This is a genomic window from Ruminococcus sp. AF17-22AC, from assembly GCF_003460065.1.
Lineage (GTDB): Bacteria > Bacillota > Clostridia > Lachnospirales > Lachnospiraceae > Blautia_A.
On the sequence record NZ_QRXT01000010.1, the window covers coordinates 42,507 to 61,042 of the forward strand.

General features: G+C 42.0%; 11 protein-coding genes. All 11 read right to left on the reverse strand.

The annotated features are described in order from the left end of the window. Positions 1-91: 91 nt before the first annotated feature. Positions 92-1,357 carry a sensor histidine kinase gene (locus tag DWW86_RS13170; protein ID WP_117943639.1) on the reverse strand — a complete coding sequence of 422 codons (1,266 nt, stop codon included), beginning with the start codon at positions 1,355-1,357 and terminating at the stop codon, positions 92-94. Next, positions 1,333-2,022, reverse strand: coding sequence for a response regulator transcription factor (locus DWW86_RS13175; protein WP_055260753.1), 690 nt, complete (start codon positions 2,020-2,022; stop codon positions 1,333-1,335). The genes DWW86_RS13170 and DWW86_RS13175 overlap by 25 nt, the downstream gene beginning before the upstream one ends. A 20-nt stretch (positions 2,023-2,042) precedes the next feature. After that, positions 2,043-3,773, reverse strand: coding sequence for a 23S rRNA (uracil(1939)-C(5))-methyltransferase RlmD (gene rlmD / locus DWW86_RS13180; RefSeq protein WP_117943641.1), 1,731 nt, complete (start codon positions 3,771-3,773; stop codon positions 2,043-2,045). Positions 3,774-3,778: 5 nt separating this feature from the next. Continuing rightward, positions 3,779-4,726 carry a 3'-5' exoribonuclease YhaM family protein gene (locus DWW86_RS13185; RefSeq protein WP_072521462.1) on the reverse strand — a complete coding sequence of 316 codons (948 nt, stop codon included), beginning with the start codon at positions 4,724-4,726 and terminating at the stop codon, positions 3,779-3,781. 40 nt (positions 4,727-4,766) lie between these two features. Further along, positions 4,767-6,098, reverse strand: coding sequence for a S1C family serine protease (locus DWW86_RS13190; RefSeq protein ID WP_117943643.1), 1,332 nt, complete (start codon positions 6,096-6,098; stop codon positions 4,767-4,769). A gap of 243 nt (positions 6,099-6,341) precedes the next feature. Next, positions 6,342-9,149 (reverse strand): ATP-binding protein, encoded by a 2,808-nt coding sequence (locus DWW86_RS13195; protein WP_286187730.1) that lies wholly within the window; start codon positions 9,147-9,149, stop codon positions 6,342-6,344. 91 nt (positions 9,150-9,240) lie between these two features. After that, positions 9,241-12,189: a hybrid sensor histidine kinase/response regulator gene (locus DWW86_RS13200; protein ID WP_117943647.1), complete on the reverse strand. Its 2,949-nt coding sequence runs from the start codon at positions 12,187-12,189 to the stop codon at positions 9,241-9,243. A 5-nt stretch (positions 12,190-12,194) separates the two neighbouring features. Then, the gene (locus tag DWW86_RS13205; RefSeq protein WP_015540878.1) at positions 12,195-14,045 is read right to left on the reverse strand and encodes an ABC transporter substrate-binding protein; all 1,851 of its coding nucleotides are present in this window, start codon (positions 14,043-14,045) and stop codon (positions 12,195-12,197) included. Positions 14,046-14,062: 17 nt separating this feature from the next. Next, positions 14,063-15,562 carry a response regulator gene (locus tag DWW86_RS13210; protein ID WP_072521468.1) on the reverse strand — a complete coding sequence of 500 codons (1,500 nt, stop codon included), beginning with the start codon at positions 15,560-15,562 and terminating at the stop codon, positions 14,063-14,065. 9 nt (positions 15,563-15,571) lie between these two features. Next, positions 15,572-17,734 carry an ATP-binding protein gene (locus DWW86_RS13215; RefSeq protein WP_117943649.1) on the reverse strand — a complete coding sequence of 721 codons (2,163 nt, stop codon included), beginning with the start codon at positions 17,732-17,734 and terminating at the stop codon, positions 15,572-15,574. Next, positions 17,718-18,533, reverse strand: coding sequence for a substrate-binding periplasmic protein (locus tag DWW86_RS13220; RefSeq protein ID WP_117943650.1), 816 nt, complete (start codon positions 18,531-18,533; stop codon positions 17,718-17,720). The genes DWW86_RS13215 and DWW86_RS13220 overlap by 17 nt, the downstream gene beginning before the upstream one ends. Positions 18,534-18,536: the final 3 nt, after the last annotated feature.

The window sequence follows — 18,536 nt, forward strand, 5'->3', positions numbered from 1 at the left end:
CATCCAAATTGTATCAGGGCAATCTTTCATTTCACTTTCAAAAAACGAGCAGAAGTCTTACAGAATTGTAAGATTTCTGCCCACTTAAAATTTAACCAACATATGGTAATTGAATCACAAACGTGCTTCCTTTTTTCTTTTTGCCGGAGGTTACCGTAATCGTACCTGCGTGTTTTTCGATAATTTCTCTCGATAGAAAAAGTCCGATTCCTGTACCACTCTTTTCCATGACCTCCCTGGAACCTCCTCTGTAAAATCGTTGAAAAATTTTGTGATACTCATTCTGCGGAATACCAATTCCCTGATCCTCAATTTCCATTCTTACAAGATCGTTTCTTTTTTGTAACCGGATAAATATTTTTGAACCATCCGGGCTGTACTTGATTGCATTATCCAAAACGTTGATCACAGCTTCACCAAGCCATCTTTTATCCTGCATAACCATGCATGTTTCCAGCTCTTTTGCATAGTCAAAAACGAATTCCATTTCTTTCTCATCCGCTTTTGGATAAGTACAGTTCACAGCAGATATGACAGTATCCATAAGCGGAAGTTTTTTCTTATTAATCTGAATCAGTCCAGTTTCCATCTTGGATATTTCAAGAAGCGACTGCAATAATGTCTCCAGCCCATCCAGAGCACTCCGACAACGGATACGAAACTCCTCCTGTTCTGTGGCACTTAAGTCATTCTGCATCAGCACACTAAAACATGTATCCAAAGCTGCAACCGGTGTCTTTAACTGGTGAGAGATATCAGAAACCATTTCTTTCGTGTTCTCTTTTTCTTCCCGTGCTTCTTCCTTTAGCAACTGAATATGATGTCCGATTGCTTCAAGCTGGTCATTCAATTTTTCCAGTTCTGCTGGATTTTCCGTTTTCAGTAAAGCATCAAATTTATTTTCACGGAATCTGATCAGAATTTCTTCCAACTGGTCTAAAATTTTCTGATGACACGCATCTTCTTTTTTCTTCCAATAAAGTAAAAAAGTCAAAAGAAGCACGCATATCACAGTGCTTACAGCACCGGTCACCATAACCTGATGCCGGAATTGCGAATAAAATGCATTCCCTTTATTCCCCCAGTATCCATATTGCTCCAATAATCGCCTTCCCTGTTCGTTGGTTTCAATATCCTTATCCTTAAGCAATTCCGAAGCAGCATCCAGCCCTGAAAATTCTTCCTTTGCAACAATGTCTGTCATAAGATTCATTTTATATTTATAATCTTCATAAAACACATACGTGGTAAAGCAATTTAATATTGCAAACAATACTATGACAGGCAAAACCAAGGAGAGCACTGCTGTGATCTTCTTGCGATATCTCTTTGTCACTGCCTTACCTCCTGATTCCATATATACCCAAGACCTCTGATATTCTTTATATAGACCGGTGCAGCCGGATTATCTTCAATTTTCTCACGGAGTCTTCTGATATTGACAGCGATTGTATTTTCATCCACAAAATCCCCTTCCAGATCAAACACATTTTCCAATATTTGTGTTTTTGAAAGAATCTTTTTCGGATTCTGCAGAAAAAAAGTCAGCATTTTCAACTCCGTTTTTGTCAGACTGATTTCACGACTCTTTATCAGGACTTTCATTTCTCCTGCGATAAATACGATATCTCCCGAAATCATCTTTCCGGCTTCCGTTTTCTCCTGTCTGCGGCGGAAATGTGCTTCTATTTTCAAAAGAAGTACCGAAAGACTAAACGGCTTTGTAATATAATCATCTGCCCCTGCTTCATATCCCATAACCTGATCCATCTCCTGATCTAGTGCTGTAAGGCAAATAATGTATGTATTATAATTGCATCTCATCCACCTTACAAATTCCAGTCCATTTCCATCCGGAAGATTCACATCACAAATGGTAACATCCACATTATGATCACTTGCAATTCTTTTCGCTTTTTTCACTGATTCTGCTGAAAAAACCTCATATCCGGATTTTTTCAGTGAGAATGTAATTCCACGATTTAAATTTTCATCATCTTCAACCACGAGTATATCTGGCATAGCATATGCACCTCTCTTTATTAACTATCCATCTTAAAATGCTTCAATGCCTCCACAATTGCACTCTCTTTATCTTCTGGACACTGCGGTTGCCTGCTATCTTCATTTTTAGGTAAATTAGGACTTGGAACAAGTTCCAAGTCTGTCGCGGCAGTCGTCGAATTGCCCTGCAAGTAGTCCATTCTCCTCGTTGCAACGCGCAAATTCTTTCCAACCTCAATTCCGCATTTTCTCTTTACCTGTGAGATATACAGATTGGAAACCTTCATACCGGCATTATGTTCAGCCACATACTTCTTTATCTCATCATATGTAGCCTTAGTCTCTGCAGATGTTATATCCATATCATCAAGTTCAATCGTGACATTAATGTAATCATCCGGCTTTTGTTTCAGTTGGGACAAAAGAACTACCGTCTCAACGTGCACCGTCTGAGGAAACTGATCAACTCCGCAGACTTTTTTTAACTCATATCCATTGTCACATAAAAATCTCAGATCCCTCGCCAGTGTTGCGCTGTCGCAGCTTACATATACCACACGTTTCGGCTGCATTTTCAGGATCGTCTTAAGAAGCATTTCATCGCATCCCTTTCGTGGTGGATCGACTACGATCACATCTGCATACACGCCATTTTTCTCATATTCACGCGGCAACACTTCTTCTGCCTTTCCGACAAAGAACTCTACATTGTCAATTTCGTTAAGATGTGCATTTCTTCTGGCATCTTCAATAGCCGCCGGAACGATTTCCACACCACGGACAAATTTGGCCTTCTGCGCAAGGAAAAGCGAAATGGTTCCGATTCCACAGTAAAGATCCCATACTGTTTCCTCTCCATGGAGATCCGCATATTCCAGTGCTTTGGAATACAGCTTCCATGTCTGATGCGGATTTACCTGAAAGAAGGACAACGGCGAAATTTCATAAGAAATATCTCCGATCTTATCTGTAATGTATTCTTTTCCCCAGATTGTTTTAACCTTGTCACCGAGAATTACATTATTTCGTTTTTTATTGATATTCAGGGAAATACTTGTCATGCCCGGAATTTCGCCAAGCTTTTCCACCAGTTCTTTCTGTTGCGGAAGATCCTGCCCATTGATGATCAGACAGACCATCAGCTCTCCGGTAAAAAATCCGTAACGGACAAAAATATGGCGAACCAGACCCTTTCCGGTCATTTCATCATAAGGAGCAATGTTATACTTTTCCATATGTGCGATCACACGATCCAGAACTTCTTTATTCTGCGGAATCCCGAGTGCACAGTCACGATTCTCAATAATGGCATGTGTACGGCCTGCATAAAAACCGGTCACGATCCTGCCTTCTTTATTTCTTCCGACCGGAAACTGAGCTTTATTACGGTAGTGATACGGCTCGTCCATTCCGATCAGCGGCTCCATCGGAAGCTCCTTAAATCCACCAATCCGTTCCAGATGTCCGCGAAGCTTTTTCTCCTTAAAAGCTTTCTGCTCTTCATAGGAAACAGCCTGCAGCTGGCAGCCACCACACTGACGGGCAGACGGACAAATCGGATCTACACGATATGGAGATGGTTTCAGAATCTCCATCAGGCGACCGTAACCGTAGTTCTTTTTTGCTTTCATGATTTTGGCTGTAACTGTATCTCCAATGACTGCGTCCTTTACAAAAACAGTGAAGCCATCAGCTTTGCCAATGCCTTCACCGTCTGTTCCGCAATCCACAATTTCTAACGTAACAATGTCATTTTTACGATATTCCATGAGGATCAAACGTCTCCTGTTCTTCTCAGATTTGATTCAAAAAGTCTGTTATATCCAAGCCATTCCTTCTTGCCCTTGTCTGCTGCAAAAATCTCTGTCAGCGTCTCCATCCGGGCGTCTGTATTATCCGCAAGGTTCAGCGCAACTGCTTCTGCAAGTGCAGGTTTTTTCGGTGAACCATACTCCAGTTCTCCATGATGCGCCAGAATGCAATGCACAAGCTGATTTTCCAGTGTTTCAGGGAAATTCGGAATGTCTTTTGCCAGATCATGGATCATCTGTGCACCGATGATAATATGTCCAAGAAGCTGGCCTTCATCTGTATAGTCATTTAAAGGAAAAGAAGAAAGTTCTTTTGTCTTGCCGACATCATGAAGAAGTGCAGCAGTGATCAGCAGATCTCTTTTGAGCAGTGGATAAGCATTTGCCATGTAATCACAAAGCTTCGTAACACTTAAAGTATGCTCCATTAATCCACCGATAAATCCATGATGAACCGTCTTTGCAGCAGAATGTTCCTGAAAAGATTTCAGAAATTCTTTATCTTCCACAAAGAGTTTATTCAAAAGTGCGGACAGGTATTCATTTTTTACTGTTTTGATCATGTTTAAAATCTGTCCGTACATGTCATCTGTACTGTTTTCGCTGACCGGAAGATAATCAGCCGGATTATACTCTCCTTCGGAAGCTTTGCGGACTCTTTTGATATTCAACTGCATTGCTCCTGCAAAAGTCGTAACATCTCCAACTACATCAATATAATCCAGTGTGTCAAAATCATCAATTCCGAGAGAATTCGGATCCCAGATTTTACCATCCAGTACACCTGTCTTGTCCTGCAGGATCACATTATCGTACGGCTTGCCGTTTTTTGTCATTGCTGACTGTTTCTGCTTGCAGAGGTAAATTCCGCTGACACGGTCTCCCTCATGTAATTCATTGATAAAACGCATATATTTTTGCCTTTCTATTTTGCCTTTCTATTTTGCCTTTCTATTTTTCCTTTATTATTACATTCAATTCTACGTTCACATATGTACCATAAGAATTTCTACGATAGATCTCAAGTTTGACTTTTGAGCCTCTGTTCAGACTCTGAAGCATCGAAGAGTAGTCGTCCATAGACCGGATTTCCTGTCCGTCAAGTGTATGTACAATATCTCCGCTTTGAACACCGGCTGTCATTGCCGGAGAATCAGATTCAACTGAATCCACATAGATGCCCTCCGGAAGTTCCAGATTTTCTACCTGATATTCTGAAATCGTTGCTCCGTGGATTCCGATATAACAGATATCGTCTCCATTCGCCATGCCCTCCAGAAGCGAACGAAGCTGCGTTGCCTCGACTGCACGAATCACACTGTTGTTCTCATCTTCCTGTCCGCCGCAGATGATCCCGACTACCTCTCCTGACATATTTAGAAGAAGGCCGCCTCCGTCTTCACTTCCTACCATATTTGTCGTCAGCATTCCATATTCTTCATCTGCCACTTTCATAGTGCCCGTAACAGAAGTAATCATCCCACTGACAAGAGAATCATAATCTCCTGTCGGACTTCCCACTGCGATCACAGCATCCATCTGTTCGATGTCATCGTCTCCGGCAAGTGCTACCTGCGGAATATCTTTTGCCGTTGCCTCTTTTACATCAGTAAAAGGAACCTGGAATACCAGGAAACCGGTGCGGCTGTCACTCTTGCAAAGCGTAGCATCTGCCATATCTCCATTCGAAAATGTCACCTGAAATTTTCCGGCATCATCCATATTGTCAGAATACGTCATGATATAAAACGCCTTATCATTTTTGAGGAAAACAAAACCCTCTTCTTCACCGTATTTCAAAAACGAATCATCCAGAAGATCCGCATCATTTCCCAATGCCAGAATTCGCACCAGTGCCTTACGTGGTACTTCTGCAACATTTCGCACCAACTCTGCCCATGCATCATCTGCTGCCGTGTCCTTAACAGCTATGTCTTCTGCTGTGGACGACTGAGCTTCATTCTGACCGGATGCCTTCGTATTAGCCATCCCTTCTCCTGTTTCTGTCTGCTCCTGTTCTTTCAGATCAGCCGGTGCTTCCGTAACAGCCGGTATCAGGGTGACTTCTGTATGATGATCTGTCGAATCTTCAATCGTTTCAATCACTCCCGGCAGAAATAATGCTACAGTTCCAACCGTACAGCCGCCAAAAATCACACCACATACAGCCGCTGTCAGAAATTTCTTTACAGGGCTTTTTCTGTCTGTCGGACGTTCCTTAATTGTCTCTTTTATAAAAGAATAATTCTCCGAGGATGGTTTCTTATCACTCCGCTTAACCATAAGAATCCTCCTATAAGTTCAAACCTGATAATTCATAAATTATTTTAGCAAAATTTTATGAAGTTTTTATGAACAATTCTTTTCGATTTTTATCATGTTTCATCAAGTGCATTTTTCCTTATATTTACGGACTGTTCGGTACTTTAAAATCGTATTTTCAAAGAGAGCCCTCGGAGTTGCACCTCCGGGGGCTTTTGCCTGTATTTCTGTGTCTGCGGATACTGGCTGTCGCTTTTAAAAAAGCTATTGCCTTATAACTTCCGCTAACATCGACAGCAACTTATCAACCTGGATCGGCTTTGCGATATGACCATTCATTCCGGCTGCAATAGCCTCTCTCTTATCTTCTTCAAATGCATTTGCTGTCATTGCAATGATCGGTATGCACGCTTTATCCTTATCTGGCAGGTTTCTGATTGCCTGCGTTGCTTTATAACCGTCCATTTGGGGCATCTGGATATCCATAAGAATCATATCATATGTTCCTGTTGGCATTTCCATTATTCTGTTTACGCACTGAATACCATTCTCCACACGCTCTGTCTTAAGGCCGGCACGCTCAAGGATTGCCTCTGCAATCTCCGCATTCAGATCATTATCCTCCGCCAGAAGGATATTCCTGCCTTCAAGGATTTCACTTCCTGTTCCGGACTCTTCAATGTACTCTTTTACATAATAGCTTTCATCCGCTATCCTGTGCTTTAATGTAACTGTAAAAGTGCTGCCCTTTCCAAGTTCACTCTCTACATTTATTGTTCCTCCCAACAGATCAACATATTTTTTGACGATTGACATCCCAAGTCCGGTTCCTGCGATTTTGCTCTTTGTGGTGTTCTGCTCACGTGTAAATGCTTCGAAAATCTTTGTCTGATAATCCTGACTCATACCGATTCCGGTATCACTGACACTAATCCTCACTATCATGTATCCAGACTCATCACAAGATAATTCATCTACATCTACCATAACAGAACCACCGGCCGGAGTATATTTTATGGCATTGCTGAGGATATTGACGAATATTTCTTTTACCTTGGTAACATCTGTCAGTACATGCTCATGTTCTACATTCATCGCGTAATGAAGCACAATATTCTTTTTCATTGCTTTCTCATCAAACACTGCAAACAAAGACTTCCAGACATCTTCAATCCGGCAGTAATTCTCATCAAGCTCCATCCTTCCACTCTCAATTCTGGCCATATCCAGTACATTATTTATGATTGACAGGAGAAGAGTTCCTGACTGCTGTAGTTTTTCCAAATGCTCTGAAGTTTCAGGCAGCCCTTTTCCTTTCAGCTCATCCTCCATAAGCTGTGCATAACCAAGAATTGCATTCATAGGAGTACGGATGTCATGTGACATATTGTTAAGAAAACGGGTCTTTGACAGACTGGCATCCTCTGCTTTTTTCAAAGCGATTTCCAGTTTGTCATTGAGCTTTTGTGTATCATTTGCCGCAAGCTTTGCAACAGCTTCTGCTTTCCTTGCCTTCCGTAAAAGTACGAAGATAATACTAATGATGCTGAGTGAAAAAAATCCTATGGCGACAAAAAATGCAAACATATTGTCTTTTACAAAGTCCCAAAAAGTCACCTTGTCTTCTGTACTGTCATAGATAGCAAGTGCGCTTGTAAGCATGTCAGACGGCATGGCCTTTAAGGTTTTATTTAATATCGATAAGAGGGTTCCTTCTCCACCTCTTACTGCAAAACACGCTTCCATTGTTTTGGTAAGTGGAACACTCTTGAAATCTCGATTGTTATCATACTTCAGTGCCTGACTGGTTCCTATGAGAAAACAGTCTGCTTTTTCATTCATGACCATATCTGCGGCATCCTCAAGCGAATCATAATCTACCAGCTTCCATTGCGGATAACCGAAAGCAATATGCTGTTTTAAGGCGTCTTTTTCCTTTGGTACAGCTACTGTATACACCCTGTTCTCATCAAACTTTCCCTCATCCGTTACCGCCATCAGGCTGTAGGTCCAGGCTGTGTTTGTAAGTGCATACCCGTTTTTTTCTGCGAAATCAGGATTTCTGCCGGCATAAAAAACCATATCAATCTCACAATTCTGCAGAGCCTGCGTCATTTCGTCATAGCTGTCATATTCCTGCATATAAAATTTCAGTGCCCGATTCCCCAGACAGTCTTTGGCATAAGAGGTATATTCTGCCAGCATACCCGTAAGTTTTTCAGTTGCTTCGTCCCTGTAAAAAATTGCCGGATCATTGTTCAAAAATCCTATACGGATGTCACCATGCTCTTCCAGCCATGACTTTTCTCCGCCTGTAAGGCTCTGGTTATAATCAAGCGTAAAATACTTCTTATACAGGTCTGCCTTAAAAAAAGGACTATCCTGTTCCAGCTGACGCATAGCATAATCCAGCTCTGTCTTGATGTCGCTGCGCTCTTTATTTATTGCAAAATATATGCCTGATTTGCCGATCGTGGTAACGGATGCTATTCCCTGTTCAGACCAGATGGATTCTTCCAGAGATACAAAACAATCAATCTCATGATTTGCTAATTTCTTTTCGACATCATCATTATTGTACACATTTACATGCTCTGTATGTATGCCATTCTTATTTTCCCATTCTGTCAGCATGATTTCAGGTTCTGTATCTATGAGCACACCTACACGTTTACCATCCATAAACTTGAAATCAGACGTCCCAATATCCATATCCGATAAATCAGCATAAAGGATATATTTTTCCTCACCCATCGGTTCATCCGAGAAAAGCATCTTTTTTGCACGTTCCTCGGTGTAAGAGATATCACCCATGATATCAATCTCACCATTTTCAAGCTTATCAAAACAGTCAGACCAGTCGCATTTCACATACTCAAATTCCCATCCGGTATAACCTGCCAGAGCCTGCATGAGTTCGTAGCCATAACCTCGTCTGACACCGTTTTTGTCGACATAATCAAAGGTATCTTCAAATGAACCGACACGTATGATCTGTGACTGCTTTTCATCGTTATCCGTCTCAGCAGCCTGGCAAGGTACTGTCAATATTATCCATATTACTAAAACCACAAATATACCTGCACATAGTACGGTTGATTTTTTTCTATTATTATCCATATTTTTTGTTTCCTTTATTTGTGGGGGCTAATACTCTGGACAGCTAATTCAGGTTTCTCTGCAGGGTGCTGATCAATTCCTCTATGACAATTGGTTTGGACAGGAACCCATCCATACCGTATTCCAGTGCTTTCTTTCTGTCTTCATCAAAGGCATTGGCAGTCATGGCAAGGATAGTGATTCCCGACAGTGCAGGATCATCCAACGCACGGATCTGCTTTGTAGCTTCATATCCGTTCATTACCGGCATCTGCACATCCATCAGCACCAGATCATACTTACCTGATGTTGAATTTTTAACTTTCTCCACTGCCTCTGCTCCATTTTCTGCGGTATCAACCAGGAATCCATATTCATTAAGGATCTCCACCGCAATTTCTCTGTTCAGTTCATTATCTTCCACAAGCAGTATACATCTGCCTCTGAAATCTGAACCTGCTGCCGGAAGAACCGAATCTTCTGGTTCAGACTGACTCTGGCCGATGGCAGTCATCAAAGTTTCTCTGATATCCGACATGAACAGAGGTTTCGCACAGAATGCAGTCACTCCTGCTGCCCTGGCCTCTGCTTCGATATCAGACCAGTCATAAGCAGTCAGGATAATGATCGGTGTATCATCACCTAAGCTTCGGATCTGACGGGTGACCTCTATCCCATTCATATCCGGCAGACGCCAGTCGATGATATAAGCGTGGAATGCATCTCCAAGTTCCATAGACTGTCGTGCACGTAGAACAGCTTCCTTGCCGGAAAGTGTCCATTCCGAACGCATTCCAACCCTCACAAGCATTTTTGTCACGCTGTCACAGGTATTAAAATCGTCGTCTACAACCAGCGCCTTAAGGCCCTCCAGTTCAGCAATCTTCTCTATACGTTGGTGCTCAGACTGAATCCGGAATGGCAGACGAACAATAAATTCGGTGCCTTTGCCCTGTTCTGTCTGAACCTCAATGGTTCCGCCCATCATATCCACAATGTTCTTAGTGATGGCCATGCCAAGTCCTGTGCCCTGGGTCCTGCTGACTGTGGAAGTACGCTCCCTCTCAAAAGGAGCAAAGATCTTCTGTACAAATTCCTGGCTCATGCCGATTCCGTTATCCTTTACCCGGATCTCGTACAGCTCACTGCCTTTCTGTGTTCCAGAACGCTGTCTGATCCGGACAGAAACGGTTCCTCCTGCAGGTGTAAATTTAACTGCATTTGACAAAAGATTCAGCAACACCTGGTTCAGACGCGTCTTGTCACAATAGACATCCTCATTCGTAATATCCATTGCATCCATATAAAGTTCCAGCTGCTTCGCATGAATCTGCCCACTGATGATCGTCTTCAGGTCATGAAGTACATCCGACAGACTGACTTCTGTTTCTTCCAGATGGATCTTTCCACTCTCAATCCGGCTCATATCCAGTATATCGTTGATCAGTGAGAGCAGATGGTTACTGGACGAAAGAATTTTCCCAAGATAATCCCGTACTCTTTCCTTATCATCAATATTACTTACAGCCAGTGTAGTAAAACCGATGATTGCATTCATTGGTGTCCGGATATCGTGAGACATATTGGAAAGGAAAGTACTCTTTGCCTTGTTTGCTGTCTCTGCAGCACGTACTGCCTCAGAAAGTGCCTGATTCATATTCCTGTCAGAGGTACGGTCCGACATAACCAGAATATATTTCTTCTTCCGATTCACCTCACTGCCCATTGCCACAATATGAAACCAGCGTCGTTCTCCTGTTTTCTGATGAAGATATTCAAAATCCCATTCCTGCTGTTCCGAAGTCTGGATTCCCTCCAGATAATTCTTCTTCGAATTCTCAGAATCCCATGGATGCAGTTTTCCCAGAATATAAATATCCTTCCGGATCTGTTCTACCGTAAATCCCATCAGTTTTTCCACATTCGGGCTGACATAATCTGCCTGATATGTTTTGGCGTCCAGCATCAGGAAAACATCATCCACATTCATTGACAGCTTTTGAAACAGCTCATCCCTGTACAGGATCTCTGTATCTTTTCTCCTGAGACTTGCCCTGCTTTTTTGAATAATAAAGCTGATAAGTAAAGCGGCAATACAGAGCACAACCACACTGACAAGAAGCATTGTACTGCGCTGCAGACTGTTCATACTGGCGTTGACGATATCCTCCCTTACAAGTCCCAGAAACATCCAGTCCTGGATATCCGATTTTTCATAGACCAGATAGTAATTCTCTTTATCCAGATTCACCAGCATCGCATCGGTACATCCTGCTTTAAACTTTTCCGAAAGCTCATTGATTTCTTTTTCGGACATGTCTGAATGTTCTCTCAGAACGCCAAAGAAGTTATACACGTTCCCCCATGACTCAGAAGAATGATCGACCACAACACGGCCATCCGGATGAACAGTAAAACTCTGAGCATCTCCATTGAAGGCAGAAATATCCAGCACATCTACAATATCAGAATTTTCATACGCAATGGCAATTGCATCATATTCAAATCCCTGATAGATTCCATGCGCCCTGGGAGTGGCAAAAACAAGCAGCTGAGATTTTCCGGGAACTGTTGCATTCGCAATAACATCATTTCCCCGCCGGATCTCCTCTTCAGTATTTCCCTGTAATCCAAGGTACCCGTTTTCCCCTGTTGCCGTCTTATAGTTCCCGTCAGCTGACAGAAAAAAGAATTCCAAAAAGCCGGCATCTTCCTGCGCTTTCTTAATATAATCATGAATTTCATCTTCGCTGGAAATATTCTGCAGATTCTCCCCCCACATATGAAGATAGGTCAGGTTCTTATCTGTCAGTTCCCTCAGCATGTTATCAGACTGATGAAAAACTTCCGTCAGATGAGAAACACTTTCCTCATAAATAGTTTTCGACACAAATCTGGAATACCGGAAAACCAACAGAACAATTCCCAGTAAAACAGCTGTAAAGACAGCTATCCGGAATCGTTTTCCCATGACAGGTTTCTTTCTACCTTTATTATGATTCTTAATATCCATTCTTCTCACCTCAGAGTCATGTAGTCTTCAGGCTCTGCAAGAATGGCATCACCATCTGAAATATGTCCTGTCCAGGTATCTTTCACAGTGGTATCTCCTCCCTCAAACACAATATTCTCATCTGCAGGATAAGCTTCCATATGTTTTGGTGTAGCAAGGCAGGTTACCGTAAAAGTATCCTCGTCCTGAACTTTTTTTCCATCTTTTGTAACTTTGCTCAATGTGTAACCATCATCTGTTTCTTTGACTTCCACGGAAATGCCACTGACCACAGGCAGAGAGCCCCGGTTAAACGGAGTAAATCCGCCCTCATAGCCTTCTACAAAATTTTTAACTGTCTCTTTCAGTTCGGCTCCGCTCATCTTGCTGCTGTAAGCCGAAAGACCATTTGGCATGATCATGTCTCCCGCCATTTTTTCTGTATAGCCGGCTTTCAGCACATTTCCCGTAAAGCTGTTTCCGGTTGCGATCAGCACATCCGTCCCATAAATGCCACGCAGAGTGTTTGCCATAACAGAATATGCCGTGTTCCCGCCGCTACTATGAAAACGGTTGGAATAAGATTTCTGTGAATCCAGCACGATATCCTCAGAAGCAGATTCTTCTTCAAGAAGCTGCGTGTTAAATGACTCATAGGCCTGCCCTGCATCATATTCTCCTGAGATCATCTTAGACACCACATCCCTGGAAACGGAGAAAAAGTCATTTGATGCAATGCGGATATACATATGGTTTTCTTCGATCACAGGTTTCACATCCTTCAGGTATTCTGTAAGCTTAAGATCCACATCCTGACTGTAGCTTAACAGATCCTGTCCATCATAAACAATCCTGTTCTGCGCATCCGCTGAAAGCATTGTGTTCAGCACCTTCATTGCTTTCTTTCTGCGTGTTTCATCTTTTGTCAGATCACGGTTTAAAGCCATCTGGAAATATGGCGTAGTCATAATCCACTTTTCACCGTTCTCCTGAAAGAATGGAAGAAATGTCGTGTTTATGCCCTGATCCTGAAACATTTTTACACCGGCAGAACTGCCAAAGTACATGGCAAGCTTGCCGCTTTGATACATCTCAACTATATCGTCATAATTCATATCCAGATCATCCTGGCTAAGCCCTGTATCCTGGATGAACTGCTCCATACGTTCAAAAGCCTTCGGCCAGACAGTACTGTCCAGTCCTTCTCTCTTTGTATTATCCGGGTCACTGTAGGCAGTACGCCACTTACGTCCTTCTACAGAAGACAACTCTGATGCTGACAACCCCTGCAGTGTCTCCATACAGGTATAATCATAATAATAGTCTGCAGTAAAGCCACGAATACCCACTTGTTCAAATGCCTGGCAGGCAGAGACAAAGCTTTCATAATCTGCCGGAAGAGGAATATCATACTTTTCAAAAAGGTCTTTGTTCACTACAAAACCATGCGCATCCGCACACACCGGGAGCCAGTTTACGCTTCCATCCTCATTCATAAAATTGCTAAGATAGGTATCATAGACAGCACCTGCCTCATTGGTTGTGGAAAGATCCATCAGACTGTCTTTCATCGGGCTTGCATCATGCAGCGAAAAACGACAACAGGTTATAATATCCGGTAATCCACCATTTTCCTTAAGGAACTTATAGAAATCCAGATCATTATTCCCGACTACAAATTCAACGTTGATATCCGGAAGCTGTTCCTGGATATATGGTGCATATTTTTCATACAGATTTGTGCTCCATAAGTACACCGTGATTGTTTCTGCATCTTCTTTTTCCGCACTTTTACTGCCACATGCTGACAGAAGTGATACGGCTGTCACCATTGCCAGAAGTGCAGCCAAAACTCTGTTCCATTTTTTCTTTTTCATTACGAGTCCTCCTTAATTTATTTTGCACTGTCAATATATCCAATAATTCCTATATAGCCATCTTTCTTTAATGGAGACCACAACGTATGCAATTTCAGATTATACAGCTGACGGTTATTTTCCAGCTTCGCTTCTATCTGCACAGAGATTTCTTTATCCTGCACAGATGTATGAGCCAGTAACCCCTTGATATGTTGAACATCTTCTTCACTTACTTCAAACTCTTTGAATACATCAAATTTTGGATCATCTCTCTGATATAGTGTCTGCTGATTTTCATTTATTATAGTCAGCTGACCTGAAACTGCATTGTAATCAACAGAGTTCCTGCCACTGTTTTTCTTAAAGAAATCTATCTTTTCCTGCATGACTTTGATGAGATGCTGGGAATAGTTTTTGCGCGGTAAAGATTTTTCACTGAGAATTTCATTAGAGAGCCTCTGTGCTTCATAATACTGTTTACTATCATCCGTCTCGTTACTGAATATTTTGAAAATCCGGGGGCTTAGCTCTTTCAAACACTTAAGAAGGATTGGATTAAACTGGCCGCACTGTCCATCCAGAATCATTTTGATTGCTGTATCATGATCGAATGCTTTCTTGTAACATCTTTCACTGGTAAGTGCATCATAAACATCAGCAATCGATACAACCTGCGCAGAAATCGGTATCTCTTCACCTTTCAGTCCATCCGGATATCCCTTTCCATCCCATCTTTCATGATGCCACCTGCAGATTTCCCATGCAGTATGCACCAGCGGCTTTTCTTGTGGTAAGTGTATATCCTGGATTATATCTGCTCCAAGCTTACTATGAGTTTTCATGATCTTAAATTCTTCATCCGTCAGTCTTCCTGGTTTATTCAGTATTTCTTCCGGGATATAGATTTTACCGATATCATGAAGTGAAGATGCAGTTGTGATCAAAGCAATATCTGCTTCTGTCAGATGATAGACGTCCGTTATTTTTATCAGTTGTCTCAGCATCATTTCCGTTGCTGTTTTAATATGCAGGATGTGTTCCCTGCTCTCACTGTTACGGGATCCCAGAATACTACTTAGAATTCTGATCATAATATTATTATTTTCTTCTTTTTCATAAATCTGGTCTACAACCACATTGACCAGATTATTTTGATTTGCATAAAGGCTCAGCGTGTTCTGGACCCTTTTCTTTACAATAACAGAGTCAAACGGCCGTGTGATATAGTCTGTGATTCCCATCTCATATGCTTCTCGCATAGTATCAACAGATTCTTCAGAAGAGATCATAATTACAGGAGTTTCTTCAATACACTGACTTCTTTTCATTATTTTCAGGACTTCAAAGCCGTTCATCTGTGGCATATTGATATCCAAAAGCATCAGATCAATCCCAATATTTTCTCCTATCATCTGGATTGCCTGATTTCCATTTTCAGCTTCCAGATAATTATAAGTTTCTCCGAGAATCTCCTTCAATATATCCCTGTTAAATTTTGAATCATCTACAATCAGTATTTTTTGTCTTTTATCCATATTTTTTCATCACTCCACCAATCTATGAATTACTTTTATCAGTAATTCTACGTCAACAGGCTTAGCAACATGTTCATCCATTCCTGCTTCTTTTGCTCTTATTCTGTCCTCCGCGAACGCATTTGCTGTCATTGCAATGATCGGTATTGCCTTTGCATCCTCTTTGTCCAGAGACCTGATCATCTTTGCAGCTTCATAACCATTCATGACCGGCATCATGATATCCATAAGAATAACATCAAACTCACCAGACCTGCTTTTTTCGAATATCTTAACAGCTTCTTGTCCATCCCAGGCTTTGGTCACCTCAGCACCTTCATTCTGAAGCATAAATTCTGCAATTTCCATGTTCAGCTCATTATCTTCCGCCAGAAGAATGTGCAGCCCGCGGATGGAAACTTCTGTTTTTTCTCCGGTTTCAACTTTGCTGTCCCTGTCTGTATCAATCCGGAATGGAACCCTGATCACAAATGTCGTCCCTACGCCTTCTACGCTTTCAAAGGTAATCGTTCCACCCATTTTCTCAATCAGTTTCTTTGCAATCGGCATTCCCAGACCTGTTCCGGCAAATTTTGTACGGCTTCCTGAATGTTCCTGTGCAAATGGTTCAAAAATATGTTTTTGGAACTCTTCTGTCATTCCGATTCCGGTATCCCGGCAGACAAATTCCATTGTCGTCGTTTCTGGCTGTCCGGATGGAATTTCAATACAGCTGATATAGATGTGTCCGTTTTCTCTGTTATATTTCATCGCATTGGACAGAATATTCATCATCACACGTTTCACATACCCCGGACTTCCAATAAGATCACGATGTGTGATTTCTTTTTTCTCCCATTTGATCTGAATATTCTGTTCTGCTGCCATCTGCTCGATCACAACAAATACTTCCCTGGAAATTTTGCTCAGATTAAATGGAATCTCTTCCAGAACGATTTCACCTGACTCAAGTTTACTCATGTCCAGAACATCATTTACCAGTTCCAGCAGCAGATTAGATGCCTCTTTAACCTTTGTCCTGTATTCCGTCTGTTTCTCCATATCATCTGCATAATGGTCTGCCATATTGACCAGACCGCAGATTCCATTGATCGGAGTTCTGATATCATGGCTCATTCGCTGAAGAAACTCTGTTTTTGCCTCATTGGCAGCTTCTGCCTTTTTTGCTGCTGTCAGAAGTTCTGCCTTATATTTTTCATCTTTTTCCTGTTCCAGTTTCTGATGTACCTGATTGGTTCTGTGACTCCAGAATAAGAATATACTGAATATCAGAAAATAAAGAAAAACAACACCTGCTACACTTAATGGAAGGTTATGAAACACTTCAGTGTCCGAAAGATATGCATAAATATAATAATCCCGCTGCTTCAGCATGATCCCGTAACATCCGGTTCCTTCATTCTTCAAATGATAAATGTGCTGACTGTCTGTATGCTTTTTCATTGCCTGAACGACCTCGTTGCCGGCTGTATTCTGCCCTAACATGCTCTCATCATTGCTGGCAACAACTGTTCCATCATCTGCAACAATAATCGTTCCATCTTTCTGGACACTATAGCCGTTTAAAAGCCCCTGTATCGTCAATGTATAGTTTCTGACAAATTCCGGAGATGTATAATAATAAACAGCAACGATACCCGGTGCATCTTTTCTGGCACAGGCTGCAATGTCGATACGTGACCCGTCTTCTCTGATAAAACGTTCCGAATAAGATCTTTCTTCATATCCGGCAAAATCCGTGATAATTTCTTTTTGCAGATACTCCGTAATCTCATTGGCAAGAGATTCATCCGTGCTGTATTCACAGTCCGTCTTTCCTTCTTTATCCAGTACAATGATACCATCCACCCAGAGAGTCTGCAGATTTCCTTTCAGCAATTCCCGGCTCAGCTGACCGCCGTTTTCTGTTTCCATGTTAATATTTGTACTCATCTGTCTGGCACTTTCAATAGCACGGAGAAGGCTCTTGGATTCCGAAGATTCATTATAATGAGTGTAGGTTGAACACTGCACTTTGACATAATTTACAATCTCCACCATTCTTTTCTCTGCTTCCGCTTTTTCTGCGTGGAAGAAATAAAACAGAGAGACTACAGCCACACAGATTCCAATCAGACCACCGATCAGCCGGATTCGTTTTTCTTTTTTCTTTCTCTTAATATCCAAGATCATCCACCTCCAGATACTTTTCCGGATCATCCAGATATTTTCCAACGATTTTCAGAGTCGTGCCGTCCTGCCGCATTTCTTCCAGAGTCTGGTTCATCTGCTCACAGATTCCTCTGTCATCATCTTTTGCGAAAGCAACACCTATTCCGGTGAGCATCAAAGGTTCTTCCAGGATACGGAAGCTTGCATCATAATCTTTCATATACTGGACAATCGATTCCTCATGTGCGGCAGCTGCATCTACATATCCTTTCCCCAGGAACGTATAGATCAGCTCTCTGTGTCCAAGACTGATCAGATTTCCCAGTTTTGGAATTCTCTCATCTGTCCGGTTCAGAAAGATGCCTTCCGGTTTGGTTGTGGACTGAACAGCCAGGTTCTTTCCCTCCAGGTCACTCAGTTTATAGATATCACTGTTCTCATTTACAGCAACCACCTGACGGCTTGCTATGTACGGTCCGGCCCATCGGTAATCATCAAGGCGTCCTTCCATGGAAAAACAGCCCATGATACAGTCAATCTCTCCGCTCTCCACCAGTTCTTTTTTCTTCTCCCAGTCAATCTGGACAACATCCACCTGATATCCCATTCTTTTGAAAGCTTCTGCCGCCAGTTCTACATCTATGCCCGTAGGCTCACCATCTTCATTCAGATAATTGTATGGTGGATAGTTGTCGCTGCCAAGCGTGATGACCGGCTTTTCGGTTTCTTTATTTCTGCTGTCTGTATTTTTACACCCTGTCAGGGTGACTGCTAAAATTCCCACAAGCAGAATGCCTGCGATCACTCTTTTTTCTTTCATTTC